Source organism: Pandoraea bronchicola (assembly GCF_902459805.1).
In the GTDB taxonomy this organism is placed as follows: domain Bacteria; phylum Pseudomonadota; class Gammaproteobacteria; order Burkholderiales; family Burkholderiaceae; genus Pandoraea; species Pandoraea bronchicola.
The window spans coordinates 26,364-52,196 of record NZ_CABPST010000017.1 but is presented as its reverse complement, the minus strand read 5'-3'; the positions used below and the strand labels follow the sequence as shown (position 1 = coordinate 52,196).

At 64.2% G+C, this 25,833-nt stretch carries 21 protein-coding genes; 9 read left to right on the top strand and 12 right to left on the bottom strand.

Annotated features, from left to right (window positions below):
• Positions 1 to 531 precede the first annotated feature (531 nt).
• From PBR20603_RS22800 to PBR20603_RS22785, 4 genes are all read left to right on the top strand, one after another.
• Complete coding sequence (locus PBR20603_RS22800) at positions 532 to 999, top strand: formate dehydrogenase subunit gamma (protein ID WP_150561738.1); 468 nt, start codon at positions 532 to 534, stop codon at positions 997 to 999.
• Positions 996 to 2,594, top strand: coding sequence for a formate dehydrogenase beta subunit (locus PBR20603_RS22795; protein ID WP_150561737.1), 1,599 nt, complete (start codon positions 996 to 998; stop codon positions 2,592 to 2,594). The genes PBR20603_RS22800 and PBR20603_RS22795 overlap by 4 nt, the downstream gene beginning before the upstream one ends.
• Before the next feature lie 13 nt (positions 2,595 to 2,607).
• A complete protein-coding gene (gene fdhF / locus PBR20603_RS22790; protein ID WP_150561736.1) occupies positions 2,608 to 5,472 on the top strand; it encodes a formate dehydrogenase subunit alpha in 2,865 nt (954 codons plus the stop codon).
• Between the two features lie 211 nt (positions 5,473 to 5,683).
• Positions 5,684 to 5,917, top strand: a complete 234-nt coding sequence (locus tag PBR20603_RS22785) for a formate dehydrogenase subunit delta (protein WP_150561735.1) — start codon at positions 5,684 to 5,686, stop codon at positions 5,915 to 5,917.
• Positions 5,918 to 5,947: 30 nt separating this feature from the next.
• Here PBR20603_RS22785 and PBR20603_RS22780 read toward each other — a convergent pair whose 3' ends face one another.
• Both PBR20603_RS22780 and PBR20603_RS22775 read right to left on the bottom strand, forming a co-directional pair.
• Positions 5,948 to 6,796, bottom strand: coding sequence for an EamA family transporter (locus PBR20603_RS22780; RefSeq protein WP_150561734.1), 849 nt, complete (start codon positions 6,794 to 6,796; stop codon positions 5,948 to 5,950).
• A 390-nt stretch (positions 6,797 to 7,186) separates the two neighbouring features.
• Complete coding sequence (locus tag PBR20603_RS22775; RefSeq protein WP_150561733.1) at positions 7,187 to 7,681, bottom strand: hypothetical protein; 495 nt, start codon at positions 7,679 to 7,681, stop codon at positions 7,187 to 7,189.
• A gap of 323 nt (positions 7,682 to 8,004) precedes the next feature.
• Between PBR20603_RS22775 and PBR20603_RS22770 the strand changes: the two genes are divergently transcribed.
• Positions 8,005 to 8,553 carry an SLOG cluster 4 domain-containing protein gene (locus PBR20603_RS22770; RefSeq protein WP_246174949.1) on the top strand — a complete coding sequence of 183 codons (549 nt, stop codon included), beginning with the start codon at positions 8,005 to 8,007 and terminating at the stop codon, positions 8,551 to 8,553.
• On the opposite strand, the gene PBR20603_RS22765 is transcribed toward PBR20603_RS22770, so the two are convergent.
• From PBR20603_RS22765 to PBR20603_RS22745, 5 genes are all read right to left on the bottom strand, one after another.
• Positions 8,537 to 9,751 carry a ShlB/FhaC/HecB family hemolysin secretion/activation protein gene (locus PBR20603_RS22765; protein WP_150561732.1) on the bottom strand — a complete coding sequence of 405 codons (1,215 nt, stop codon included), beginning with the start codon at positions 9,749 to 9,751 and terminating at the stop codon, positions 8,537 to 8,539. The two genes, PBR20603_RS22770 and PBR20603_RS22765, sit on opposite strands and share 17 nt — an antisense overlap.
• A gap of 579 nt (positions 9,752 to 10,330) precedes the next feature.
• Positions 10,331 to 11,944 (bottom strand): bifunctional aspartate transaminase/aspartate 4-decarboxylase, encoded by a 1,614-nt coding sequence (locus PBR20603_RS22760; RefSeq protein ID WP_150561731.1) that lies wholly within the window; start codon positions 11,942 to 11,944, stop codon positions 10,331 to 10,333.
• Positions 11,945 to 12,073: 129 nt separating this feature from the next.
• Entirely contained in the window at positions 12,074 to 13,759 is a 1,686-nt protein-coding gene (aspT, locus tag PBR20603_RS22755; protein ID WP_150561730.1) for an aspartate-alanine antiporter, read from the bottom strand.
• A gap of 73 nt (positions 13,760 to 13,832) precedes the next feature.
• A complete protein-coding gene (gene aspT / locus PBR20603_RS22750) occupies positions 13,833 to 15,521 on the bottom strand; it encodes an aspartate-alanine antiporter (protein ID WP_150561729.1) in 1,689 nt (562 codons plus the stop codon).
• A 719-nt stretch (positions 15,522 to 16,240) separates the two neighbouring features.
• Positions 16,241 to 16,630: a YXWGXW repeat-containing protein gene (locus tag PBR20603_RS22745; protein ID WP_174978033.1), complete on the bottom strand. Its 390-nt coding sequence runs from the start codon at positions 16,628 to 16,630 to the stop codon at positions 16,241 to 16,243.
• 221 nt (positions 16,631 to 16,851) lie between these two features.
• Between PBR20603_RS22745 and PBR20603_RS22740 the strand changes: the two genes are divergently transcribed.
• Complete coding sequence (locus tag PBR20603_RS22740) at positions 16,852 to 18,183, top strand: MATE family efflux transporter (RefSeq protein ID WP_150561727.1); 1,332 nt, start codon at positions 16,852 to 16,854, stop codon at positions 18,181 to 18,183.
• 15 nt (positions 18,184 to 18,198) lie between these two features.
• Here the strand turns inward: PBR20603_RS22740 and hisN are convergent, their stop codons facing one another.
• Positions 18,199 to 18,999: a histidinol-phosphatase gene (hisN, locus tag PBR20603_RS22735; protein ID WP_150561726.1), complete on the bottom strand. Its 801-nt coding sequence runs from the start codon at positions 18,997 to 18,999 to the stop codon at positions 18,199 to 18,201.
• A gap of 207 nt (positions 19,000 to 19,206) precedes the next feature.
• Here hisN and rarD point away from each other — a divergent pair, with 207 nt between their 5' ends.
• From rarD to PBR20603_RS22720, 3 genes are all read left to right on the top strand, one after another.
• Positions 19,207 to 20,127, top strand: coding sequence for an EamA family transporter RarD (gene rarD, locus PBR20603_RS22730; protein WP_150561725.1), 921 nt, complete (start codon positions 19,207 to 19,209; stop codon positions 20,125 to 20,127).
• A gap of 92 nt (positions 20,128 to 20,219) precedes the next feature.
• Positions 20,220 to 20,474: a hypothetical protein gene (locus PBR20603_RS22725; RefSeq protein ID WP_150561724.1), complete on the top strand. Its 255-nt coding sequence runs from the start codon at positions 20,220 to 20,222 to the stop codon at positions 20,472 to 20,474.
• Positions 20,475 to 20,723: 249 nt separating this feature from the next.
• Positions 20,724 to 21,185, top strand: a complete 462-nt coding sequence (locus PBR20603_RS22720; RefSeq protein ID WP_150561723.1) for a universal stress protein — start codon at positions 20,724 to 20,726, stop codon at positions 21,183 to 21,185.
• A 145-nt stretch (positions 21,186 to 21,330) separates the two neighbouring features.
• Here the strand turns inward: PBR20603_RS22720 and PBR20603_RS22715 are convergent, their stop codons facing one another.
• The 4 genes from PBR20603_RS22715 to PBR20603_RS22700 all read right to left on the bottom strand — a co-directional run bounded on the left by PBR20603_RS22715 (position 21,331) and on the right by PBR20603_RS22700 (position 25,830).
• Complete coding sequence (locus tag PBR20603_RS22715) at positions 21,331 to 22,215, bottom strand: carbohydrate ABC transporter permease (RefSeq protein ID WP_246174948.1); 885 nt, start codon at positions 22,213 to 22,215, stop codon at positions 21,331 to 21,333.
• Entirely contained in the window at positions 22,212 to 23,087 is an 876-nt protein-coding gene (locus PBR20603_RS22710) for a carbohydrate ABC transporter permease (RefSeq protein ID WP_150561722.1), read from the bottom strand. Before PBR20603_RS22710 ends, PBR20603_RS22715 begins: the two co-directional genes overlap by 4 nt.
• 111 nt (positions 23,088 to 23,198) lie before the next feature.
• On the bottom strand, positions 23,199 to 24,503 hold the full coding sequence (locus PBR20603_RS22705; RefSeq protein WP_150561721.1) for an ABC transporter substrate-binding protein: 1,305 nt from the start codon (positions 24,501 to 24,503) through the stop codon (positions 23,199 to 23,201).
• Positions 24,504 to 24,621: 118 nt separating this feature from the next.
• The gene (locus PBR20603_RS22700; RefSeq protein WP_150561720.1) at positions 24,622 to 25,830 is read right to left on the bottom strand and encodes an ABC transporter ATP-binding protein; all 1,209 of its coding nucleotides are present in this window, start codon (positions 25,828 to 25,830) and stop codon (positions 24,622 to 24,624) included.
• Positions 25,831 to 25,833 lie beyond the last annotated feature (3 nt).

Sequence of the window (25,833 nt, the reverse complement as noted above, 5' to 3'; positions counted from 1 at the left end):
GACACGCTTGTGTCGCTGGCTTTTTTCTTTGCCCCCTCGGCTTCTGCGCTTGCCGCGCGTTCGCGCCAACGCCCATCCGATCTCCCTGCAGCCCCCCGCCCGATTCGGGTAAACGAGCCTGCCAAACTGGGGGTGAAGCTATTGCACGTATACCGTATATCATATATCGTGTTTCACATACTGATGCTTCGCCACACTGGCGGCAGCGGCCTGCCAAGCCACCGAAGAACGTGTGACGAAGCGCCGCCCTTCATCGCATGAATCGATGGGCGGCGAGCGGTTTCCGAGTCGCAGTACGCAAGCGTTGACGAAGATTGACGGAAGTCAGCAACGGGCGAGAGGCCGAGCCCGTGCGGCATATGGTGGGGGCTATGTGCCGCACGCTCTTCCGGCGCCGCGCTGATCGCTAGACCCGAGCAGCGTCGCCGGAGGTGACCATTGGGCCTCTCGCCCCGGGGCAGGACAAGAACATATAACCCATACCCTCAGGCGCACCGTTCCCCAAGGTGGGCCAAACAGGAGACAACAGCCATGCGCGAGGCTTTTTCCATCGCGACGGTGCAAGCGATTCTGGACGTTCATGCGGCTCAGGAAGGCCCCCTTCTGCCGATTCTCCATGACGTTCAGGATGCTTTCGGCTACGTACCCCCGGATGCCGTGCCTGTCATCGCCAGTGCCCTCAACCTTTCTCGCGCCGAAGTGCATGGCGTGATCACCTTCTATCACCATTTCCGCACCAGCCCGCCGCCGCGTCACGTCGTGCAGATATGCCGCGCCGAAGCGTGCCAGAGCATGGGCGCCGACGCACTTGTCGCGCATGCGGAACGTGTGCTGGGCTGCGCGATGCACAGCCATAGCGGCGACGTTGCCCTCGAGCCTGTGTACTGCCTCGGCCAGTGCGCGACCTCGCCCGCCATCACGATCGACGACAAGCTGCACGCGCGCGTCACCCCCGAGAAATTCGACCGCCTGGTCGCCCGCGCCAAGGATGCCGCATGAGCCAACCTCTCACTTCCGCCAAGACGCCCGGCAAGGTGCGGTTCTATCTGCCGCGTGACTCCGCCGCGCTCGCGCTCGGTGCCGACGACGTCGCCGACGCCATCGTGGCGCAAGCCGCCCAGCGCGGTATCGACATCGAGCTGGTACGCAATGGCACGCGTGGCATGCTCTGGCTCGAGCCGCTGCTCGAAGTCGTCACGCCTGCGGGGCGCGTTGCCTATGGTCCGGTCGACGTCGACGACGTGCCCGGTCTGTTCGATGCCAACGTCGCGGCCGGTGGCGATCATCCGCTCGCACTCGGATTGACTGAAGAAATCCCGTATTTCAAGAAGCAGGAGCGGTTGACGTTCGCCCGCGTGGGGATCACCGATCCCGTGTCCGTTGATGACTACGTTGCGCACGACGGCTATCGCGGCCTGCGCAACGCGCTCGAGATGGACGGCGCGGAGATCGTCGCGCAAGTCACCGAGTCGGGCCTGCGTGGCCGCGGCGGTGCGGCGTTCCCGACCGGCATCAAGTGGAAGACGGTGCTCAACACGCCCGCCGCCCAGAAATACATCGTCTGCAATGCCGACGAAGGCGATTCGGGCACGTTCGCCGACCGCATGCTCATGGAGGGCGATCCGCTCGTGCTCGTCGAGGGCATGACGATTGCCGGCATCGCCGTGGGCGCCACGCGCGGCTACATCTATGTGCGCAGCGAGTATCCGCATTCCATCGATGTCCTCAACGAAGCCATCGCCAATGCCGGCCAGGCAGGTTACTTGGGCGAGAACATCCTCGGCTCCGGCAAGACGTTCCATCTCGAAGTGCGCAAGGCAGCCGGGGCTTACGTCTGCGGTGAAGAAACCGCGTTGCTGGAAAGTCTCGAAGGCAAGCGCGGCGTCGTGCGCGCCAAGCCGCCGCTGCCCGCCATCGAAGGTCTCTTCGGCTTGCCCACGGTTATCAACAACGTGATTTCGCTGGCATCGGTGCCGATCATCATGGATCGCGGCGCCGAGTTCTACAAGAATTTCGGCATGGGTCGCTCGCGCGGCACGCTGCCCATCCAGCTCGCGGGCAACATCAAATACGGCGGCCTCATCGAGAAGGCTTTCGGCGTGACGCTGCGCGACATCCTGTACGAGTTCGGCGGTGGCGCCATCACCGGCCGCCCGCTGCGTGCCGTACAGGTGGGCGGCCCGCTCGGCTCGTATCTGCCGGAATCGCAGTGGGATACGCCACTCGACTATGAAGCCTTCGCCGCACTTTGGGCCGTGCTCGGCCACGGCGGCATCGTGGCGCACGACGACACCGTCGATCTGGCCAAGCTCGCCCGCTATGCGATGGAGTTCTGCACCATCGAGTCGTGCGGCAAGTGCACGCCATGCCGTATCGGCTCGACGCGCGGCGTCGAAGTGATGGACCGGATCATCGACGGACGCGACCGTCCCAAGCAGATCAAGCTGCTGCGCGACCTGTGCGACACGATGCTCGCAGGCTCGCTGTGCGCCATGGGCGGCATGACGCCCTACCCTGTGCTGTCTGCGCTGAACCATTTCCCCGAAGACTTCGGCGCGGCCGAACCGTCGAATCTGCCGACCAAGGCCGCCTAGGAGAGTGCCCACCATGATGGACCCGATGTTTGAAAAGGATTACGGCACCCCGCGCCGCGAATCGACGAAGGAAGTCACGCTGGAGATCGACGGCGAACAGGTCACGGTGCCCGCCGGCACGTCGATCATGCGTGCCGCCTCTGAAGGCGGCGTGAATGTGCCCAAGCTGTGCGCCACCGACTCGCTCGAGCCGTTCGGTTCGTGCCGCCTGTGTCTTGTCGAGATCGAAGGCCGTCGCGGCTTCCCGGCGTCGTGCACGACGCCCGTCGAGCCCGGCATGAAGGTGCGCACGCAATCGCCGAAGCTGCAGGAACTGCGCAAGGGCGTGATGGAGTTGTACATCTCGGATCACCCGCTCGATTGCCTCACGTGCGCGGCCAACGGCGACTGCGAACTGCAAGACATGGCCGGCGTGACGGGCCTGCGCGAAGTGCGCTACGGCTTCGACGGCGCCAATCACTTCGACAGCGAGAAAGACGAGTCGAACCCCTACTTCACCTACGACGCCTCGAAGTGCATCGTCTGCAACCGCTGCGTGCGCGCTTGCGAAGAAACGCAGGGCACGTTCGCGCTGACGATCTCGGGCCGCGGTTTCGAAGCCCGCGTGTCGCCGGGTCAGGATCAGCCGTTCATGGATTCGGAGTGCGTGTCGTGCGGGGCCTGCGTGGCCGCCTGCCCGACCGCGACGCTGCAGGAGAAGTCGGTCATTCATCTCGGTCAGGCCGAGCACGCCAAGATCACCACTTGCGCCTATTGCGGCGTGGGTTGCTCGTTCAAGGCGGAGATGAAGGGTAATGAAGTCGTGCGAATGGTGCCGCACAAGGACGGTCAGGCCAACGAAGGGCACGCCTGCGTGAAGGGCCGCTTTGCCTGGGGTTACGCCACGCACAAGGACCGTATCCTGACACCGAAAATTCGCAAGAAGATCACCGACCCGTGGCAGGAAGTGTCGTGGGACGAAGCGCTCGACTACGCAGCGTCGGAGTTCAAGCGCATTCAGGCCAAGTACGGGCGCGACTCGATCGGCGGCCTGGTGTCGTCGCGCTGCACGAACGAAGAAGACTATCTGGTCCAGAAGCTCGTGCGAGCCGCATTCGGCAACAACAACGTCGACACGTGTGCACGGGTGTGCCACTCGCCGACCGGCTACGGCCTGAAGGCGACGCTCGGCGAATCCGCCGGCACGCAGACGTTCAAGTCGGTCGAGCATTCGGACGTGATCCTCGTGATGGGGGCGAATCCGACCGACGGCCATCCGGTGTTCGGCTCGCGCATGAAGAAACGTCTGCGCGAAGGCGCCAAGCTCATCGTGATCGACCCGCGCCGCATCGATCTGGTGAAGAGCCCGCACGTGAAGGCCGACTATCACCTGCAACTGCGTCCGGGTACGAACGTGGCGATGGTCAATGCCATTGCGCACGTCATCGTGACGGAAGGCCTGATGGCCGACGCGTTCATTGCCGAGCGTTGCGAAGACCGCGCGTTCGAACAGTGGCGCGATTTCATCGCCCGTGCCGAGAATTCCCCCGAAGCCACCGAAGCCCACACGGGGGTGCCTGCACACCTCGTTCGCGGGGCTGCGCGCCTGTACGCCACGGGCGGCAACGCGGCCATTTACTACGGTCTGGGCGTGACGGAACACGCACAAGGCTCCACGACGGTGATCGGCATCGCCAACCTCGCCATGGCCACCGGCAACATCGGCCGTGAAGGCGTGGGCGTGAACCCGCTGCGTGGTCAGAACAATGTGCAGGGCTCGTGCGACATGGGGGCCTTCCCCCACGAGCTGCCCGGCTATCGTCACGTGTCGGACTCAAGCGCGCGTGCGCTGTTCGAAGCCGAATGGGGTGTCGAGCTGCAATCCGAACCGGGCCTGCGTATCCCGAACATGTTCGATGCCGCACTCGCCGGCACCTTCATGGGCCTGTATTGCCAGGGTGAGGACATCGTGCAGTCCGACCCGAACACGCAACACGTGACGCACGCACTCGAACAGATGGAGTGCATCGTCGTGCAGGACATCTTCCTGAACGAAACGGCGAAGTATGCGCACGTGCTGCTGCCGGGTTCGTCATTCCTCGAAAAGGATGGCACGTTCACCAATGCAGAGCGCCGCATCTCGCGCGTGCGTCAGGTCATGCCGCCGCGCGCCGGCTACGCCGACTGGGAAGTGACGATTCAACTGGCCAAGCGTCTGGGCTACGAGATGAACTACTCGCACCCGTCGGAGATCATGGACGAGATCGCCCGCCTCACGCCGACATTTACCGGGGTGAGCTACGAGAAGCTCGACCGCATGGGCAGCTTGCAATGGCCATGTAACGACGCCGCGCCGGACGGCACGCCCGTCATGCACATCGACGAATTCGTGCGCGGCAAGGGCAAGTTCCTCATCACGCAATACGTGCCGACGGACGAAAAGGTCACGCGCCGCTTCCCGCTTATTCTCACGACCGGCCGGATTCTGTCGCAGTACAACGTCGGTGCGCAGACGCGTCGTACGGACAACGTCTACTGGCACGACGAGGACCGCCTCGAGATCCATCCTCACGATGCAGAAGAACGCGGTGTGAAGGACGGCGACTGGGTCGGCATTCAGAGTCGTGCGGGCGAGACGGTGTTGCGTGCGGTCGTGAGCGAGCGTGTGCAGCCGGGCGTGGTCTATACGACGTTCCACTTCCCGGAGTCGGGCGCGAATGTCATCACCACGGACAACTCGGACTGGGCGACGAATTGCCCCGAGTACAAGGTGACGGCGGTGCAAGTCACGCCGGTTGCCCAACCGTCGCAATGGCAGCGTCAGTACTCGGACTTCAACCGTCAGCAGGAGGCATTCCTCGAGCACGCTCGCGGCGCGACGCAAGCCAGCACGAGTTAAGCCGTCAAAGGAAGCAACGCGCGCCGCTTCATTGGATGTCCGCGAAGCGGTGCGCGGCGACGGACAATCCGTGTCCAGCGCCGGAGGGCTCCGGCGAGCCTCACCGTCTATTGCCAGAAGACAGTGCGGCGGACGCGAGATTGGCCACCCAGCGCCGGACATCACACGGCAGCACACCGACAGAGAACGATTTCAGGGGACAGCACAGATCATGGACACCGACAACCTGGTCAAGATGGCCAATCAGATCGGGGACTTCTTCGAGACGATGCCCGATCGCGGTGAAGCGCTCGAGAACATTGCAGGCCACCTGCGACGCTTCTGGGCCCCGCGCATGCGTATGACGATTCTCGAGCATCTCGAAGCCACCGACGGGCATGGCATGCGCGAGATCGTCGTGGCCGCGATTACGGCGCATCGTGCCGAACTCTGGCCGCGCAGCTAAGCCAGACGACGGGGCGGGCGCAGACATTGCCTAAGCGCCCAGCTTGATGAGTACCGCGCCGCCGACCACGAGGCTGCACGCCACGAGGCGGCGGGCGTTGAGCTTCTCGCGCAGGAACAGCCAGCCCAGCAGCACCGCGAAGATGGCGCTGGACTCACGCAGCGCCGATACCACGCCCATCGGCAGGTATTGCAGCGCGAACACCACCATGCCGTAAGCGCATTGCGCGACGATGCCCGCGCCCAGCGCCTCCGTCACGCGGCGGCGCGGTGCGAGAAACATGCCACGCCATCCGCCCCGCCACTTCCACACCGCCCCCACGAGCGGCACGCTGGCGAACAGATAGGCCCACGCGATATAGCTCACGCCGTTGCCGTTGGACAGACGCACACCGAAGCCGTCGACAATTGTGTAAGCCGCGATGAATACGCCGGTGAGCAACGCCGCTGGCACGCTGTCGCCCGACAAACGGCGCCCGCGCAGCGCCAGCGTGAGAATGCCGGTGCAAATGCACGCAATTCCCGCCACGGCGACCCAGCGAGGCGACTCGCCCGCCAGCAGCAACGCCGCCACCGAGATCAGCAGCGGCGAAATACCACGCGCTATGGGATAGATTTGCCCGAACTCACCCACGCGGTACGCCCGGATGAGCGCCGCCGTGTAAGCGACCTGCGCACAGGCGGAAAGCACAATGAGCGGCCAGACCTGCATCGGAGGCATCGGTAACCACAAGGTGCCGGCCACGGCCGTGAGCAACTGCGGCACGGCCATCATGCCCACCTGCCAGAGACGATCGGGGCTTGCGTGGAGAAATGCGTTCCAGGTGGCATGCATCAGTGCCGAGAGCAGCACCAGCAGCACGATGGGCGTGGTAGTCATGTCAATCGAACGCGGCAGGAAAGTGTCGGAAAACGACCGGCACGGCGCGCATCCGGCGAAGGGCAAAGACGGTATTGTCGCAGCGTGAGAAGGATCGACATAGAGCCAACGCCGCAGATTCGCATCGGGCCAGACGACTTCGCCATCCTCCCCGTTCGCTCACCATCTCCCGCGAAACGGGCGAGCCATTGCGTGGCGCATGGAGGGGCAGGCAATCAGAGGCGGCGCAACGCCGCCCCGGAAGTTGTCCACACCCTTTGTGGATAACCCACTGGATAACCTGCCCTCGCCCTCCCGAATGCCCCGTGAACAGGGGCTGTCAAGATCCTTGCCCAAAAAACGATCAGCGATGGAACAAATATTCGGCTTGACGGTCTGCCCCCTCCCTGCTCAAGCGCCATTCCCCTTGTTTGCCAACGTATCGGGGTCCTGCCTGACCGATGCATCGGCGGTTCCTGCCTCATCGGGCGGCGACTGTGGCACGCCACGCAGCGCCGCGACGACCTGACTCTGACCGAGCACCGCATCCGGCGCCTGCTGCAAGGCCAGCCGGTAACGCTCACCAAACTCGGCGTCGGTGTGCCGGAACAGCTTGCCGGCTTCATCGGCCAGCGCAATGCCGGTGTCGGCCAGCGGCGGAGTCTGCTCGAGCCATTCGTCGAGGGCGACGATCAGGCGTGAGAGCGGATCGAGCCAGCGGAACCAGGCGTCTTCCGTCAACAACTGCACGAAGCGCCCGGTCGGCACCGGCCCGAAGACTGCTTCGTATTGCTGACGATCGTTGGCAATCAGCACTTTGTGTTGCGCCAGCAGCGCCGCGCGCAACGCCTGCATGGCGGCGATCTGGGCGGCCGTGGCCGGTGGGGTATCAGTCGGTTCGGTCATCTATCGCCCCGTGAACGTCAGAAAGGTTGGGAAACGGAATTGGAAAGCGTCTGACACGGACTTTAGGACTTGACCCATAGCCAACAGACGTTTGGGTCACGATACTACACGGGTCTCGCAAACACCTCGCGAGATCAGGCTTTCACTTCCCCGTGGGAGGCCTGCTTTCCTCACCCGCCGATCCGGCGGGTTTTTTTTGCCCGCTCGATCTGCGTCGCCAGGGCGGCGTTACCGCCGTCCCGCCCCACCCCGCCCCAGCCTCCCGCCCGATGAGTCGACGCGAATTCGTTTATCATCGGCAGCGCTCTGACCCGCCTCCCACTATGACCACTCCCCTGCGCCCTAAAACCATCGGTGTCATGGGTTCCGGCAAACAGCCGTGGACCGAACTCGCCGCCCCCCTCGGCCGCGCACTCGCGCTCGCTGGTTACCACCTGCTCACCGGCGGCGGGCAGGGCGTGATGGCCAGCGTGAGCGAAGCCTTTTGCGCCGTGCCTCAGCGCGTAGGACGCAGTATCGGTGTCATACCGACCGAGGCCGTCGGCGACGACGGCGAGGACCCGACGTTCCGTCCCCTGCCCGGGTATCCGAATCCGTTCGTGGAAGTGCCCATCGTGAGTCCGTTGCCGCGCCATCTGCCCGACGCGCCGGCCGGCACGCTCTCGCGCAATCACATCAATGTGCTCTCGAGCGACGTCATCGTCGCCCTGCCCGGAAATCACGGCACACGCGACGAAGTCAGGCTCGCCGTGCACTACGGCAAGCCCGTCATTCTGTTCGGGGAAAGCGAGCACTTCGCGGACATGTCCGCTTCGCTCGTGCGAACGGTATCGCTCGATGCCGTGATGACCTTCGTCAGAACGGCACGGTGAGCTTCGCGTCGATCGACTGGAAGCGATACGACCACCCCGGCGGCCCGCTCGACGCAGGCATCCACGGCGCGTTCAGGCGCTGCATCACCGATAGATCGAGCTTCGACGAGCCCAGATAGTGCGTGTGGCTCAGCCCCACCTCGGCATAACTGTCGTAGGTATGCATGGCGTTCGGGTCCTCGGTACGACTGCGGTTGTAGCGAAATTCGAGGCCCGTCGAGCCATTGGATGTGAAGTCGAACGCACGGCGCACGCGCCATTGCAGCGTCTGCGTCTGCGTGGTGCTGGTGGCCATCTGGTCGGTGGCCGCGTTGGTCTTGCCCGTGATCCCGACAGTCCAGTCGGCGTCGATCGGCACCGAGTAGTTGGCCGTGACATCCCGGTTTGTCGCATCGCGGCGGGCATTCTGCAAGTCCTGACTCAGCGTCGTATTGAACTTGCCGTACATGCCCAGCGGGTTGTTCATCAACAGGTTCGCCGTGCCCTGCATCTTGCCTGTGGTCGTCATGCCGCTGTTGTTCATACCGACGTTGAACTGATACGGCTGCTCGTTGAGCACCTGAAGGCCGACAGCGCCCTCGCCAGGGGTACGGCTGCGCGTGGCGATAAGCGGCAACTGGTCGTTACGCACCACGAGCCCCCGGCGCATCAACATGCGGATATTGCGGTTTGCCAGGCTTTCGTGACGCGGCAGTCCGCGCAGGCACGAGGCCCGCGCGAGGAAGGCATTGGGCGGCGCGACGTCGGGTGCCTGAGGGGTTTCGCTTGCGGCCGACGGTGCAGACGCCGCAGCATCCAGATCCACCGCCGAAATCGCCGTACCATCGGCGCTCAACTCCGGCGCAATGGCGAAATCCGCGGCGGGCAATGGGGGAGACGGGGGGGGCGGTGGCACGTCAGCAGACGGTGCGCTCGCAGCGGCCTCTACGCCCGGCGCCACTTGCGATGCATCGGCATTCGATGCTTGTGCCCCGGAAGCGGTCTGCGGCGCCTGCGCGGCGCCGCCGGCGGTCGCCGTGGCACTTGCCGCCGCCCGTTGCGCGGCCTCGCGATCGACGGCAGCGGCGACCGCGTTCGGATCGTCCCCGGCGAACAACGCGATGGGGTCTGACGAGACGTCCGGATCCGGCACCACGGGCGCCGGAGGCGGCACGAAATACTGAGGCGCAAGGCCGCGATCCCACAAACCATAGGACACGGCGTTCCGCTCAGTGAAGCATGGCGGATTGGAATCCGAGAAAAGGGATTGTGCGTGCGCAAGCACCGGTATCCCGGCACTCAGGCACGCGGCCAGCAGGAGGCAACCCCGCACGACCGGTTTTACCGACGACATTCGACACCTGAAATCCCACCCCACGCTGATGCCATCCACCGGCGTCGTGCGCCGCGTCCGACATGAGGGGGTGCTTTAGCGACAAGGGGCTATTTTACGTCGATCGGGTGACGCGCTGCCAGTCACGGAATGCCGGGAACTCTTTCGGCGAATTGCCACTCTTATCGCGTGACTTCCCCTGTAGTGATTTTTGCCCGCCTCGTGCGGGCATTTTTATTGGGGCTCGCCGGTCAGGCGCCTGCCTCCGAACGTTGCGGACCAACCACGCACTTTGCGTGAATTCACTGCGCCAGCGACCGGCATCGATTTCACATCATAAAAAAGCCCGGGAAGCGTTTTCCCGGGCAAGGGTCGATCGCCATGGAGGGGGCGATCGAGGGGGGGCCAGCGAGTGCCGGGCGATCAGGCCCGGCACCGGGTTCAAGGCTTGACGAACGGTGCGGCTTACTTCTTCTTGCCGCCCTTGCTGCCGCTAGCGAGGAAGCGTGCGTTGTATTCGTCCATCAATTTGCGCACCGTCGCACCGATCTGGATGTAGTCCGGCTCGTTGAGGTTGGCGAGCGACACGCGGCCCGACGGATGCAGCGTGCCGAAGCCGCGGCCTGGCAGCAGCACCACGCCGCTTTCCTTGGCCAGGCGGAACAGCACCTCCGTCGGTTCGATGTTCTTCATGAACCAGTCCACGAAGCCCTTGCCGTAGATCTTCGTTCCCAAAATCTCGAGATCGAGGATGTTGTAGTAATCGACGGCCGTCGGTCCGGTCTCATCGGCAATACCGGCGGCGCGATACATCGCGGTCTTGCGGCGGCGGATGATGCGCTTTACGGCGTGCTTGTAGGCATCCGGCTCGTCCATCAGGCAGAACAGCGAGAAGAGCGCCATCTGCACCTGCTGCGGCGTGGACAGACCGGCCGTGTGATTGAGCGCCACTGCACGGCTGTCAGCCACCAGACGATCGATGAACTTGAGCTTCTCCGGCTCCGTCGTGATCGACGAGTAGCGGGCATTGAGCCCGTCGCGTTGCGCTTTGGGCAGCTTGGCGATCTTGTCGTCGAACAGGTTCTTCTCGTGCGTGGCGATAGCCCCGAGACGCCAGCCCGTCGCCCCGAAGTACTTCGAGTACGAATACACGAGGATGGTGTTGTACGGCGCGATCGCAAACAACGAGCGGAAGTCGTCGGCAAACGTGCCGTAGACGTCGTCGGTCAGGATGATCAGGTCCGGACGCTTCTTGACGATCTCGGCCAGATGGTCGAGCGACGCATCGTCGAGCTTGACCGACGGCGGGTTGCTCGGGTTCACGAGGAAGAACGCTTTGATCTTCGGATCGAGCAGCTTGTCGAGTTCCTTCTTCGAATACTGCCAGCCCAGATCCGGATCGGCGTTCAGGTTCACTTCGTGGAGCTGGTAATCGGCCAGTTCCGGAATCTCGATGTACGGCGTGAAGATCGGCATGCCCAGCGCGATGGTGTCGCCGGCCTGCAGCAGATGGTTGGTCTTGAGGGTATTGAACAGGTACGTCATGGCCGCCGTGCCGCCCTCGACGGCGAAGAGGTCGAAGTTACCCACGAAAGGATGACGGCCGACCATTTCGTGACGCAGATACTTCGCGGCGATTTTCTCGGTATTGCGCAGCATGCGGTCCGGCACCGGGTAATTGCACCCGAGAATGCCGTGCACCATTTCCGTGAGGAAGTCCTCGACGGCCAGGCCCATCTGGTCGCGAACATACGAGATCGACTTCTCGATGAACTTCACCCCCGGCTCGTTCTGGTGCTCGCGCGCGAAGTCCTGCCAGCGCGCTTCAACGCCCTTACCCGGCGGAATGCCACCCACGCCTTCCGGCATATACGTGAACTGGCGCTCGGCTTCCGAGAGCGCGAACAGCCCCAACAGGAAGAAGCCGTGACGCGGCTCAAGCGCGAGGAAGTTCGGGTTGCCGCGCCCGGCGTTGAGCATCGAGCGCTGTGCGCCATTGTCCTGTGCGAGATCGATCAGCGTGTCCTTGAATTCGAACGGGCTGAGTTTGGCGAGTGCGTCGAGTTCCTTCGATTTCATAGCGATTTCTCCATGAACAACCATCTACAACCAATTGCGACTCCGTCTTGCTGGGGCAACGACGGACGATCGGGCGAATGAGGCAAATGCATGGCGTGACGCCGCGATATCGCGGCGCCGTCATGTCAGTCAGGTCAGCGACACCACCAGCGGTCCGAGCAGCGTGAGCAGTACGTTGGCGATCGCGTAAGTGATGGCGAACGGCACTGTCGGCACATTGCTCTCGGCCTTGTCGAGAACCTCGCCGAAGGCAGGGTTGGCACTGCGCGAGCCTGACAACGCGCCCGCCAGAATGGCAACGTTGTCATAGCGAAGCACGTAGCGACCGAACAGATACGTGAGCAGCAGCGGCACGATCGTGACGATCACCCCGGCGACGAAGATCGAGATGCCGCTTTGCTGCAAGGTCTGCCATGCCTGCGCGCCTGCCGAAAGGCCGACGCAGGTCACGAATGTCGCAAGCCCCAACTCCTTGAGCAGCGAACTCGCGGCGAGCGGCATCGCGCCAAAGGTCGGGTGCTTGCCACGCATCCACCCGAAGACCAGACCCGCGAGCAGTGCACCGCCGCCGCTGCCGAGCGTGAGCGGAATACCGCCGACCTTGACCACGATGTAGCCGATCAGCAGACCGACCACGATACCGATGCCCATGTACACATAGTCGGTCTTCACCGAGTAGGCGACGGGATAGCCAGCCTCCTTCGCGGCGCGTTGCACGTCGCTGTCGGCGCCATACAGCGTCACCACGTCGCCGTGATAGACGATGGTGTCGTCAAGCACCGGCAAGGGCCGGCCCATGCGGGTAATCTGCGCGATGTACACGCCATGTTTGAGGTCGCGATCCACACCGGCCTTGAGCTCGCCGAGCGTCTTGCCGTTGCCGCCCTTGCGGGCAAACACCACTTCCTGCATGCGCAGCACAATGTCGAGGTCGTGTGTCGGCGGCTGTTCGTCGCCCAGCAGACGCCAAGCCTCAGTCGCCGCCTCACGGCGCCCGATGAGCATGACGTCGTCGCCCGCTTCGAGGACCAAATCGTCAGTGGCGATGATGATCTTCCCGTTGCGACGCAAACGCTCGATGGTCACACCGTCGGTCAGTTGCCTTTCGATTTCGATCACGCGCTTGCCCGCCCCGGTCGTCACGCGATAGACGCGGCCGACGAGCGCCGGCAGCGAATTGACCTGATCGGCCGAAAGCACGGTCTGGCCACCGGCCATCGCGAGCTCGGCCTTCTTCGCATCGTCCTTGAGCGTGCGTCCCATGAGCTTCGGCACGAGCGACGCGCACACGATGATCGCGCCGAGGCTGCCGAAGATGTACGTGACGGCATAGCCAATGGCCACTTCCGATTGCAGACGCTTGACCTCATCGGCAGGCAGGCCCAGACGCGAGATGGCGTCACCGGCCGTGCCGATGATGGCCGACTGTGTGAGACCGCCACCGGCGACACCGGCCGCCAGCCCCTGGTCGAAGCCAAAGATCCTGGCGCAGATCAGCACCGTGATCAGCCCCGAGGCCGCCAGGAAAATGGCCATGCCGATCTCGCGCAACGTCTTGCGCGACAGCGAACTGAAGAACTGCGGACCGCTCTCGTAGCCCACGGCGTAGATGAAGAGCGCAAACATGATGCTCTTCACACCCGCGTCGACCGAGATACCGATCTGGGAAACGATAACGGCCACCAGCAGCGAGCCGCCCACACCGCCTAACTGGAACGACCCGAACTTGATCGCCCCGATCGCGTACCCGATGGCGAGCGATAGAAAGATCGCGACCTCCGGGACATGGTTGAGAATGCTATGCACGAGTTCCACGGCAGAACCTCCGTCAATGAATGGGTGCGGTGACCGGCAGTGTCAGGGCCTCCCCCGACCGTGCCGGCACGCCCTAACGCGAAAACTGGTGGGCGACGAAAACTACCGCTGGCCCCATGAGCGGCAGCAGCACGTTCGACAGGGCGTAGGTCACCGTGTAGCCCACGACCGGCAATGCGCTGTCCGCCGTTTGCACCACCGCGCTGATTGCAGGCGTGCTGGCCTGCTGACCGGCAATGGCGCCGATCAGAATCGGCCCATCGATACGCAGCAACTTGTGGCCGACCCACAGCGACACCAGGGCCGGGATGAGAGACACGCAGATGCCCACGACAGGCAGGGCCAGACCGTGCTCTCGCAACAGCACGGCGGCCTGCGGCCCTGCCGACAGACCAACGCACACCACGAACACGGCCAGCCCCAGATCCTTCAGCAGTTCAAAAGCCGCAGGCGGAAACGTGCCCCATGTGGGACGCCGCGAGAGCAGCCAGCCGCTGGCCAGACCGGAGAGCAGCGCGCCGCCGCCGGAGCCCAGTGTCATCGGCACACCGCCAATGCGCACCGAAAGATGCCCGATGCAAAGCCCCACGATGAGCGCGAGGCCGACAAACACGAGGCTCGTCTTGTTGCCATACGGCACCGGCTTGCCGAGCACCTCCCCGGCGCGCATCACATCGCTTTCCTGACCTTGCAGCGTGACGACGTCGCCTCGCTGCAGCGCGATCTTGCCCAGCGAGGGCAGTTGCATGCCCATACGCCTGACCGATTTGACGAACACGCCGTGACGCACATCCACGGGCGCTTCGCGACGCAGGTCGGTCACCGTGCGGCCTTCGGCTTCCTTGTTGGTCATGACGAACTCGCGCTCGACCAGCACGATCTCATTCGTTTCGGTGCCAGCGACCTCGGGGCCGATGAGCGCATGCGCTTCGAGCATGGCGTCGCGCCGGCCGACGATCAGAAGCTCGTCATTCGGCTCGAGCGCGAGACGCTGCGCAACAGGCACCGACGCCGACGCACGACGCACCCGCTCGACGGCCACCCGCCCTTCGAACGCGGCCTCCAGCGCGGCGACGGTCAGTCCCGGATGCGCTACGCGATAGCTGCGTCCGACCACATCGGGCGCCGCGGGTGCGCCAGCTTCGCCACCGTTCTCGTCTTCCATTTCCCGAGCGAGACGTGCACTGTCCTGCTTGAGATCGATGCCCAACAGACGCGGCGCGAGCAGGTTGGTGAACAGCACGATGGTGATAAGGCCGAACACGTACGTGAGCGTGTAAGCGGTCACGACGTTGGCCTGCAGCGCCTTGAAGTTCTCAGGCGCGAGGCCGAGCCGGTTGAGGGCTTCGATGGCCGTGCCGACCATTGCAGACTCCGTGGCAGCGCCAGCCGCGAGCCCGCCCGCCGTGCCCGGATCGAGGCCGAGCAGCTTCACGGCGATCATCACGATGCCGAACACGAAGACCACTTCAATAATGGAGAGCACACTGAAGCGCAGGCCCCGCAGGTTCAGGTTCTCGACAAACTGCGGCCCGGCGGAAAAGCCCATGGCAAAAATGAAGAGCGCGAAGGCGAAGTCCTTGAGCGAGCCTTCGACCATGCACCCGGTCTGGCCCACGAGCAAGGCCACGAGCAGCGCTCCACACACGCCGCCGAGCTGGATCGGGCCGAGTTTGATGCGTCCGAGCAGTTGGCCCAGAACGACGCAGACGAACACGGTGATCAACGGCACTGCATCGAACAACGGAACTGAACACTGCATACACGCTCCTGCCACATGTCACGCAGAGGTGACGAACTGTGCCGCACTTCGCGGCGTCTGTCCGGCATATGAGACTTCAGGGAACGGCGGATCTTCGCGGCGATTGCCCCGCAGATCGAAGAGACAGCAGACCGTACAAGCGGTCTTACGTTATGCGTCTGTGCGTCAGTCCGCCAGACGTTTGAGTGGGAGCGGAAAGATACCGAGCGAAGCGCGCAGCCCCAGGAGAGGCGCTCCAGACATTGCTTGCGGTGTACATAGCGGATCCCAAACCGTTGAGACAACCCGATAATCGATTACGCCCGCCTTCTCCCCGAAAGACCTTGGGCGTTACACCATCAGCCGCCAGCGAACACCTCCGAAATGCTTGTGCGACGTGCGCAAAATCGCGCAATTTCGTTGTGCCGTAATTTAAATTACTGCTGCCTGCGACTGTTCCGCGTTTCGTGGTGACGCGATGTGCGCATAGTGTTGTTCAACGTTCCGGACGTGTCAATAGCTTTCGCGTAACGGCACCGCCTTGTGCCCGTCAAGTCCGCAAATTATTCAATACATCGGATTACTTATTAATACAAAGAGAGCGGTTTCCATGCTCGATGGACGATGCCGCGCAGTGGCGAACGGCCAGTCCGCGCCAGGACGACCGCTTCCACTTACCGACTGAGCAGATGAAACCCATGCGAGCACTGCGACGCAATGACGCAGCGCTATGGGCGATATCACTTTGGCGAACGAATCTCGTGGATCGTGCCCGCCCCCCAGCCCGACGACTCCCATACACCATCGCGCAAGGTCCACTCGTGATGGCCTGTCTCCTCCCAGTGCGGCGGGGTGTAACGCATGCCTGGCCGTTTGGGCTCCATATGACCGTCGACCCAGTCGTAGCGGCCGTCTTTCCACTGCCAATAGCCAGGCACCCAGAACTCCCCCTTGGCGGCCGCGTGCGGGTCTTCGAAGCGCGGGGGCGGCGGGCTGCGTTGCAGGGTCACGTCGGCGAGCACCGGCAGGCTCGCGAGACACAAGACAGCGGCAAGCGCACAACGGCGGCGGGCCAGACGCGAGGTCGGGAAGGTCGGGAAGATCGGCGAGGCCAGGAAGGACGACACCATTGAATGCGACGGAGACGGCATACGCGGACTTTCAGTGAAGGCGGAGAAGCTGAACATTGTACCGGTCGTGTTTCGCGCGCGCCCTGGCGCCTGATCGCGCCCGGCGTCTGTCAGACCTTATGTCAGACCTTATGCGAGACCTTATAATCGGCGCACTCATAACCCACCGCCTGCGCGCGGATCGACGGCACCGCCATGAACGGCTGCCGCACATCACACCCATGAACCCTGCCCCTGCGGCCGCCGGTCACCGGCAACTGCTTCGTCTGGCGGTGCCCATCGTGCTCGCCAATCTCACCCAGCCCCTGCTCTCGGCCGTCGACACCGCCGTGGCCGGCCACTTGCCGGGCCCCGCGTATCTGGGGGGTGTCGCACTCGGTGGTCTGCTGCTGAACCTGATCTTCTGGGGCTTCTCGTTCCTGCGCATGGGCACCACGGGCCTGGCCGCGCAGGCGTTCGGCGCGAACGATACGGAGCGTCTGCGCGATACGCTCGCGCGTGCGCTGGCGTTGGCATTTGCCATCGGCGCCCTCCTGCTGGTCTTTCGCGACCCGCTGGTGTCCGTCGGTGTCTCATGGCTGGGAGGCAGCGAACAGGTTCAGGCGCTGGGGCGCGAATACGCGAGCATCCGCGTTCTCGCCGCGCCGCTGGCGTTGGGCAACTATGTGGTGCTCGGCTATCTGCTCGCGTGTCAGCGCGTGCGGCAAGGGCTCGCCGTGCAAGTGTTCATCAATCTGGTGAACATCGTCGCCGTGCTCGTCTTCGTTCGCGGATTCGGCTGGGGAGTGGCAGGCATTGCATCGGCCACCGCACTGGCGGACGGACTCGGCTTCGCGCTGGGCGCATGGCTGCTCTGGCTCGCCCGCACCCCCGGCTTACCGCCGCTGCGACTCGCCACGCTCGTCGAGCGAAGCGCCTTGTGGCGCCTGCTGCGGCTCAATCTCGATATCTTCCTTCGCACGCTGTTCCTGCAACTCGCCTTCGCGTGGTTTGCCCGCGTCGGCGCGAGGCTCGGCGACACGACGCTCGCCGCCAACGCCCTGTTGCTGAACTTCCAGACGTTCATGGCCTATGGTCTGGACGGCTTTGCCCACGCGGCCGAAGCGCTGGTCGGCGCCTATATCGGCGCACGGCAACGGCAGGCGTTGCTGCATGCCATCCGGTTGTCACTGGGATGGGCGCTGGGCTGCGCCATGGCGTTCGCGCTCGTCTACGCCCTGGCCGGCGGCGCCATCATCGACACGCTGACCGATCAACCCGCGCTGCGCGACGCCGCGCGCGAATTCCTGCCGTGGGCGGTGCTTTCGCCGATTGTCGCGGTGTGGTGTTTCCAGCTCGACGGCGTGTTCATCGGCGCGACGCGCACACGCGAACTGCTCACGTCCTCGCTGATCGGTCTGCTGGTGTTTGGCGCCGTGATGCCGCTCACGCTCGCGGCGTGGGGCAATCACGGCTTGTGGCTCGCGCTGCTGGCGTTTCTCGCCACGCGCGGCGTCGTGCTTGGCGTGTTGCTGCCACGCATCTGGCGAGGTCTCCCACACCAACTCGCGTAATCGGCCGCAGGCGGCTCAGGCCCCGCGAATGCACGCGAGCGCAGCGGCGTGCAGCTCGGCGTTCGCGGCAGCCAGCACACGCCCCTGCGAGGTCAGCGTGAGCGGCTGGCCCTCCCAATCGGTGATGACGCCGCCCGCCGCTTCGACGACCGGCGCCACGGCCAGATAGTCGTAGGTTTGCAATCCCGCTTCCATGACGAGTTCGATGTGTCCGCTCGCCAGCAGTCCGTAGGCATAGCAATCGCCACCGAAGCGACGGCGGCTTACAGCCTTGGTCAGACGTTCGAACTGCGCATACTCGGCCGCATCGAAGATGTCGGGAGACGTGGCGTAGACGGTCGCGTCGGCGAGCACCGTCACCGGGCTGGTATGGCACAGCTCGGTGCCGAAGCGAGCTTCGTGCACGCCGCTGACGGCGTCGTTCACGCCAACCCAACGCTCGCCCGTTGCCGGAATATCGATCAGGCCGACAACCGGTTTGCCGTTCTGCAATAGCGCCAGCAAGGTGCCCCACAGCGGGTGTCCCGTGATGAAGCTGCGCGTGCCGTCGATGGGGTCGACCGACCAGACGAACTCAGCATCCACGCCGCGCTTGCCGAACTCCTCCCCCCAGATGCCGTGCGACGGATAGCGCGCCGCGATCTTCTCGCGCAATGCGGTCTCGACTTCGCGATCGGCAATCGTGACCGGACTCTCGTCCGCCTTGTCGTCGACGGCAAGCCGCCGGCGGAACCAGCCCAGCGACAGCGGCCTGACGGCATCGGCCATCGAAGCTGCGAAAGCCGCGTATTCAGCAACTGCGGGTACGGACGACATGCACGAATCTCCTGCAAAAGTACCGCTCACGGCGGCAAGAAATGGAAAACGTTGACGAATGGCGATCATACGCGTTCGAGGGCCAAGTTTGGCACTGCCGTCGGGCTCCCTCTGGAACGCCCCGGTCTGGTGCAAATTTGCTATGCTCGCGGCCTGATCCGGGCCAAGCCCGTCCCCTCCCCTCCAGCTTCATTTCACAGGACACCCATGCTTTCCGGTCGCGGCGTGATGCTCTCTGTTTCGGCGTCGGTGATGTTCGCCGTCATGCCCGCGCTCGTCTCGCAGTTGGCGCCCCTGTCCGGGCTGGACGTGTTCGCCTGGCGCATTCTGCTCACGCTGCCCGGCACGCTCGTTATCGTGACGGCACTGCGGCGCTGGCACGTACTCGGCCGCACGATCTCGCACGTGCTGCACCGGCCCGCGCTGCTGGGTGCGGTGCTGCTCTGCGCGGCGCTGCTGGGCGTTCAGCTCTGGCTGTTCGTGTGGGCCCCGCTGCAACAGCGCTTGCTCGATGTCTCACTTGGCTACTTTCTGTTGCCGCTCACCATGGTGCTGGCCGGCCGCACCGTGTATCAGGAGCGTCTGAACCCGTTGCAGACGGCCGCCTTGATCGTGGCCGCCGTGGGGGTCATGCATGAACTCTGGGCGACGCGCGCGCTGTCATGGGTGACGGCGCTCATCATGTTCGGCTATCCGCCCTACTTCATACTGCGCCGCCGGCTGCGGCTCGACGCGCTCAGCGGCTTCATCCTGGAGTTGCTCGCCATGACACCACTGGCCACCATGGTGCTATGGCAGGCATGGCCGCAAAACGCCATGGTGCTCGGCGAGCCGCGCTACTGGCTCTGGCTGCCCGCGCTCGGTCTGCTCAGCGCCAGCGCGCTGGCGAGCACCCTGGGCGCCGCACGCATGCTGCCCATCGGGCTTTACGGCATTCTCGGATACGTCGAGCCTGTGCTGCTCTTCGCCGTCTCGATCTTCCTACTCGACGAGCCTTTCACCGCGCGCGGTCTGTGGACGTACGTGCCGATCTGGTTCGGCGTGGCGCTCATCGTCTTCGACAGCCTGCGCACGCTGCGCCGGCAGCGACTGGCAAGTGCCGCCACGGGGTCGGACGCGGCGCATTGAGGCCGCATGTGACGTATCCCAACCTTCGGCGAGCGCCCGCTCCCGGGTCATGACGCCGCGTTATACTCGCGAGAGCTTGTAAGACGACCATCATGAAAAATCTCGCCAAGATCGCCATTCTGCTTTCCTCGGGGCTTCTCACTGTCACGCTGTCCGCTTGCGGCTCGTCTGCCCCGCTCTTCACCTCGGACGGGCGTCCGACCCAGCAGATCCAGTGCTCGGCCAGCAGCGCCGGCGACTGTGACCAGCGCGCCCGCACCCAATGCCTGCAAAAGGGCTACGATGTGCTCGCACGGGACGTGACCGGCAATGTCGCCAACCTCGTGATCGCCTGCCGGCCGAACTGAGCCCGCAGGCCGTTCGGAATCTGAACCCAGCGGTACCCTCCCGGCACCCAGGTGTGCACGCGCCGGGCGTTGGCATTACGATGCGTTATTGCGTATGGTCAACGTTGCTTCACTGTGCCGGGTGACTTTCGATACACGCAGTGCGAGAATGAAAAGCATCCCGGCGGATTGCCGCGCATCGCAGTATTGAAGCGCCCCCGCGGCATCGCACAAGCCTTCACGCATTTCCAGCCCAAAGAGGACACCATCATGTACGAACGCATTCTGGTCTCGATCGACGGCAGTACCCCCTCGAACCGCGCCATCGACGAAGCCGTCAAGCTCGTGGCCCTGAGCCATGGCAAGATCCGCCTGGCATCGGTCGTTCCTTCGCTTGCCAACGCCTACGCCGCCGGCGCCTACAGTGGCTTCGTGCCGCTGGAAAGCCAGGAGTCGTTCGAGAAGGAAACGGCTGAGATCCTCGCCACGGCACAAGCCGAGTTGAAGAAGCGCGGTGTCGAGGCAGAGACGAAGATGATTACGCTCGACGCGGGCACCGACGAGATCGCCGACGCCGTACTGCGCGACGCGCAGGCCTGGAACGCCGACGTGATCGTGCTCGGCACGCACGGCCGCCGCGGGATCAATCGGCTCTTGCTCGGCAGCGTTGCTGAAACGCTGCTGCGCATCACCACGCTGCCGATCCTGCTGGTCAAGGCCGCCGATAAATAAGTTTGGCGGCAGCCGCCGGTCCGATACGACGCCATACGACGCGATACGACGCCCCCCGTTATCGACCGGCGCAGAACGAAACGGCACGCCCTAGGGCGTGCCGTTTTGCTTTTGCGCGTTTGAACGCCCGGCATCCCCGCAAGCGTCAGCGAATGCCTGCCCGCATGAATGACTGCACGAACTGCCGCTGGAACAGCAGAAAGGCGATGAACAGCGGTGCGGCGGTCATCAACGTGGCGGCTGTAATCATCGACCAGTCGATCCCTTGATCCAGCGCAGCGAACACCTGCAGACCGACCGTCAGAGGACGCGTCTCGACGGAGTTGGTGACGATGAGCGGCCACAGGAAGTTGTTCCAGTGGTGACTGATCGACACCAGCGCATACGCGACATACACGGGGCGCGCGAGCGGCACATACACGCGCCAGAGCACCTGCCATGCATTGGCGCCTTCCACGCGTGCGGCATCGTCCAGTTCTCGCGGCACCGTCTTGAACGCCTGGCGCAACAGGAAGATGCCGAACGCCGACGCGAAGTACGGCAACGCAATGCCGAAGATCGTGTCACGCAGGCCCATCCACGCGATGGTGCGATAGTTCTCGACGATCAGCACGTCGGGCATGACCATCAATTGCAACAGCACGAGCATGAACGCAACCTCGCTGCCGCGAAACGTAAAGCGGGCGAAGGCATAGGCCGCGAGGGTCGCCAGCACCAGTTGCGCGGCGAGAATCACCGTCACAAGGACAAACGTATTGACGAGATAGCGCCCGAACGGCGCGGCTTGCCACGCGTGCACGAAATTCTCGAGCGTGAGCGGCGCACTCAGCGAAAAGCGCGTGGCGTAGGCCGACGGATGAAACGCGCTCCAGAAGGCATAGAGCAACGGCAGCAGCCACAGCAGGCCGAGCAGCCATGCACCGGCGACGTCGATCAGGTTCGCCTGTCCGTTTGCGGAAAACGACGCAACGGCAGCATGTGGCTTCGCAGGGGTGCCCGTGGCAGATGTCGGGCTGGCGGAGGTCGTCATTGATAGTGCGTACGTGAGTCGAGCAAACGGAATTTCACAAAGGCGACGACCGCGAGCAGCGTGAGCAAGACCACCGTGAGTGCCGCCGCATAGGACGTATCCCAGAAGCTGAAGGCCACCTGATAGATGTAGTACAGCAGCAATTGCGTCGCGTTATCGGGCCCCCCGCGCGTCATCACGACGATGTGATCGACGAGACGGAACGCGTTGATGAGCGCATTGATCACCACGAACAGGGTCGTGGGCATGAGCAGCGGCCACTGCACACGCCGGAAGAACTGCCAGCGCGACGCGCCTTCGAGGGCAGCCGCCTCGGCAAGCGTCGGCGAAATCTGCTGCAGCGCCGCCAGGTAGAAGATCATGAAGAACCCGGCCTCTTTCCAGATCGTCACGATCATCAGCGCAGGCAGTGCCGTGCTCGGCTGACCGAGCCAGTTGTGATCGCCCCACCCGAACGCCTGCGAAATCTGCGCGATCAGCCCGTACTGCGGTGTGTAGAAGAACAACCAGATGTTCGCCACGGCGATCATCGGCAGAATGGCGGGCGTGAAGTACGCCAGACGCAACAACGCACGCCCCGGCACCTGACGGTGTACCCACAGCGCCATGACGATCGACAGCGCGATCGCCGCAGGCACGGTAATCAGTGCGAACAGAAGGTTGTTGCGCAGCGCCTGCCAGAAGACCGGGTCTTCGACGAGAAGCTGATAATTCTCGGCGCCCACATACACGGACGACGCCCCGGCACGGGCCGTCGAGAAGAGGCTGTGCCACAACGTAGCGACAGCCGGGTAGTGGGTGAAGGCGACAAGCAGCACCAGCGCCGGTGACAGCAGCAGCCAGGGCACCCACGAAGCAGAGGAACGATTCATCGACGGTCCATCGATTCGACACTCGGGGCCGGTCCACGCGGAAGGGTCACCGCGATGTGCCGGCCCCGCATTTCAACGAGGCAGAGAGCGAAGTCCAGCGAGGGCAGGACTTCAGCGCGCATACGGACGCAGAATGCGATCCGCTTCGCGTTGCGCATCGTCCAGCGCCTGTTTAGGCGACTTGGTACCGGTGAGCGCCGCTTGCAGGGCATCGTTGAGCGCCTTCGTCACGCGTTGATTGTCATGCGTGGAGAACTCGGCCACGCTCACGCCGAGCTGGTCGCGCGCCACGGCAGCAGCGGGCACCTTCTGCACGTACTGCTTCATCGCCGGGGTCTCCCAGGCGGCTGGCGTGACGGCAACATAGCCCGTGTCGATGCCGAACTGCGCCGCGCGCTCAGGCGTGGTAGCCCACTTGATGAACGTCATCGCAGCCTGCCGCTCTTCCGGCGAGGTCTTCTTGAACACGTAGAAGTTGCCGCCGCCGGTCGGGCTGCCGCCGCGCACCTTGGCCGGCATCTTGCCAACGCCGAACGGGAACGTAGCGTTGGTGCGGATGTTGGTCAGGTTACCGGTCGTCGTGTAGATAATGGCCGTCTTCTTCTCCAGGAAGTCCTTCGGCGTGGTGCCCCACTCGATCGCCCCCGTCGGCATGGCCTTGTACTTCGTGGTGAGATCCACCCAGTACTGCAGCGACTCGACTGCCTGAGGTGCATTGAGGAACGTCTTGGTGCCCGCCGGGTTCATCAGCTCGATGCCCGCCGGCGTGGTGAACGCCTGGAACAGCCAGTAAGCGAAGCCCACGGACGGCACCTTGATACCCCACTGCGTCACGTTGCCCGAGGCATCGCGCTTGGTGAGCTTCTGGGCGTAGCTGGTCAGTTCCGCCCAGTTCGCCGGGGCGCGATCCGGGTCGAGACCGGCCTCGCGGAACATGTCCTTGTTCCAGTACATGACGATGGTCGAGCGCTGGAACGGCACCCCCCAGGTGTGGCCGTTGATGCGCGAGTTGAGCATCAGCGCAGGATAGAAGCCGTCGAGCCACTGCTTGTCGGCCGGCGTGCCGGCGATACTGTCGATGGGTACCACGGCGTCTTCATCGATCAGCGTGAAGACATCGGCCGCAGCAAGCACGGCCAGTTGCGGCGGCGTGCCGGCTCTCGCGGCGGTCAATGCCTTGACCACGGAATCCTGGTACGTGCCGGCGTACACCGGCTTGACCTTGATGTTCGGATGATCCTTCTCGAAGTCCGCCACCAGCTCGTTGATGATCTTCGTGACCGGGCCGCCAACGGCGACCGGGTAGTAGAACGTGAGTTCGACCGGCTTTTGCTGCGCCACGGCCGAGCCCGTCAGGCCGCCCAATGCCAGCGTGGCCAGACTGGCCGCAAACGTTTTCAGAATCGTGCGTCGCATGTCGCTTGGTTCCCCATGTAAGCGTAGTGTTGATGTGACAGGTGTCGGAAGCCAGGCCTCTGGATCGCCGTGCCGGGTCGGATCGCGCAGATTCGGTGGCAATGGCGGCGGGCCTGTGTCAGACGTGTTGTTCGGGTTTGAGTGAGGTGAGGGCTGCCACCGCGAGCGGCGCTGTCATCGCCACGTCGGCGGCCGGCGCAGCGATGGCGTCGTCGGCAACCGGCTCGACAACCTCCATGGTTCGCCAGTTCGCCGTCGCCCCCGGGATGCGCACGCCAGTGGCTGCGTCGAACAAATGCTGGTCGGCCGCATCCCACTGCAAACCGATCGCCTCGCCCGGCACAAACGGCCGATGCCCCGGCACGCGGGTGGCGACTTCGCCCGCGTTGCCCAGCGTGCAGGCGACGAGCGTGTCCGCGCCCAGATATTCGACAGCGCTCACCGTGGCCAGCACAGCGCCCACCGAGGTTGGCGGGACCGCGCGCACATGCTCGGGACGCAGCCCGAGCAACGCCGTGTCCCACGCCTCGCCCCGGGCCGGGGCCAGCGCCGGACCGGTCTGCCCGGCAGGCACCAGTGCATCGCCGTGACGCACGAGGCGCAGCAATTGCATCGGCGGCGTGCCGATGAAGCTCGCAGCAAAACGGGTGGCAGGGGTGGCATAGAGCGTGTGCGGCGCACCGCACTGCTCGATGCGGCCGTCACGCAGCAGCACGACCTGATCGGCCATGCTCATGGCTTCGGTTTGATCGTGGGTCACGTAGACGAGCGTCATGCCGAGCTGCTGTTGCAGTGCCCTGATCTCGCGACGCATTTCCTGACGCAGTTGCGCGTCGAGATTCGAGAGCGGTTCGTCCATCAGACAGACCGACGTCTCGGCGATCACAGCGCGGCCCAGTGCCACGCGCTGTTGCTGACCGCCTGAGAGCTGCGACGGCTTACGCTCCAGATACGGTTCGAGCCCGAGCATCGATGCCACGCGTGCCAGACGCTGCGGGTAATCGCGCGCCGGTTCGCCACGCACGCGCAGGCCGAATAGCAGGTTTTCGCGCACCGACAGGTGTGGGAACAGCGCATACGACTGGAATACCATCGAGAGCTTGCGGCGCGCGGGCGGCAACCCGGTCACGTCGGTGCCGCCCAACAGAATGCGTCCGGTGCTTGGCGTATCCAGCCCGGCGATCATGCGCAGAAGGGTCGACTTACCGCAGCCCGACGGGCCGAGAAGCACCACCAGCGAGCCGGCATCGGCGGCAAAACTCACATCGTGAAGCGCGTGTGTATTGCCCCACTGCTTGCTGACGGATTCGATGACGAGCGATGACATGGC

Excerpts from the sequence above, each read along its gene's own strand:
- PBR20603_RS22800 (WP_150561738.1), top strand. The coding sequence starts at position 532 with ATGCGCGAGGCTTTTTCCATCGCGACGGTGCAAGCGATTCTGGACGTT.
- PBR20603_RS22795 (WP_150561737.1), top strand. The coding sequence starts at position 996 with ATGAGCCAACCTCTCACTTCCGCCAAGACGCCCGGCAAGGTGCGGTTC.
- fdhF (WP_150561736.1), top strand. The coding sequence starts at position 2,608 with ATGATGGACCCGATGTTTGAAAAGGATTACGGCACCCCGCGCCGCGAA.
- PBR20603_RS22785 (WP_150561735.1), top strand. The coding sequence starts at position 5,684 with ATGGACACCGACAACCTGGTCAAGATGGCCAATCAGATCGGGGACTTC.
- PBR20603_RS22780 (WP_150561734.1), bottom strand. The coding sequence starts at position 6,796 with ATGACTACCACGCCCATCGTGCTGCTGGTGCTGCTCTCGGCACTGATG.
- PBR20603_RS22775 (WP_150561733.1), bottom strand. The coding sequence starts at position 7,681 with ATGACCGAACCGACTGATACCCCACCGGCCACGGCCGCCCAGATCGCC.
- PBR20603_RS22770 (WP_246174949.1), top strand. The coding sequence starts at position 8,005 with ATGACCACTCCCCTGCGCCCTAAAACCATCGGTGTCATGGGTTCCGGC.
- PBR20603_RS22760 (WP_150561731.1), bottom strand. The coding sequence starts at position 11,944 with ATGAAATCGAAGGAACTCGACGCACTCGCCAAACTCAGCCCGTTCGAA.
- aspT (WP_150561729.1), bottom strand. The coding sequence starts at position 15,521 with ATGCAGTGTTCAGTTCCGTTGTTCGATGCAGTGCCGTTGATCACCGTG.
- PBR20603_RS22745 (WP_174978033.1), bottom strand. The coding sequence starts at position 16,630 with ATGGTGTCGTCCTTCCTGGCCTCGCCGATCTTCCCGACCTTCCCGACC.
- PBR20603_RS22740 (WP_150561727.1), top strand. The coding sequence starts at position 16,852 with ATGAACCCTGCCCCTGCGGCCGCCGGTCACCGGCAACTGCTTCGTCTG.
- hisN (WP_150561726.1), bottom strand. The coding sequence starts at position 18,999 with ATGTCGTCCGTACCCGCAGTTGCTGAATACGCGGCTTTCGCAGCTTCG.
- rarD (WP_150561725.1), top strand. The coding sequence starts at position 19,207 with ATGCTTTCCGGTCGCGGCGTGATGCTCTCTGTTTCGGCGTCGGTGATG.
- PBR20603_RS22725 (WP_150561724.1), top strand. The coding sequence starts at position 20,220 with ATGAAAAATCTCGCCAAGATCGCCATTCTGCTTTCCTCGGGGCTTCTC.
- PBR20603_RS22720 (WP_150561723.1), top strand. The coding sequence starts at position 20,724 with ATGTACGAACGCATTCTGGTCTCGATCGACGGCAGTACCCCCTCGAAC.
- PBR20603_RS22715 (WP_246174948.1), bottom strand. The coding sequence starts at position 22,215 with ATGACGACCTCCGCCAGCCCGACATCTGCCACGGGCACCCCTGCGAAG.
- PBR20603_RS22710 (WP_150561722.1), bottom strand. The coding sequence starts at position 23,087 with ATGAATCGTTCCTCTGCTTCGTGGGTGCCCTGGCTGCTGCTGTCACCG.
- PBR20603_RS22705 (WP_150561721.1), bottom strand. The coding sequence starts at position 24,503 with ATGCGACGCACGATTCTGAAAACGTTTGCGGCCAGTCTGGCCACGCTG.
- PBR20603_RS22700 (WP_150561720.1), bottom strand. The coding sequence starts at position 25,830 with ATGTCATCGCTCGTCATCGAATCCGTCAGCAAGCAGTGGGGCAATACA.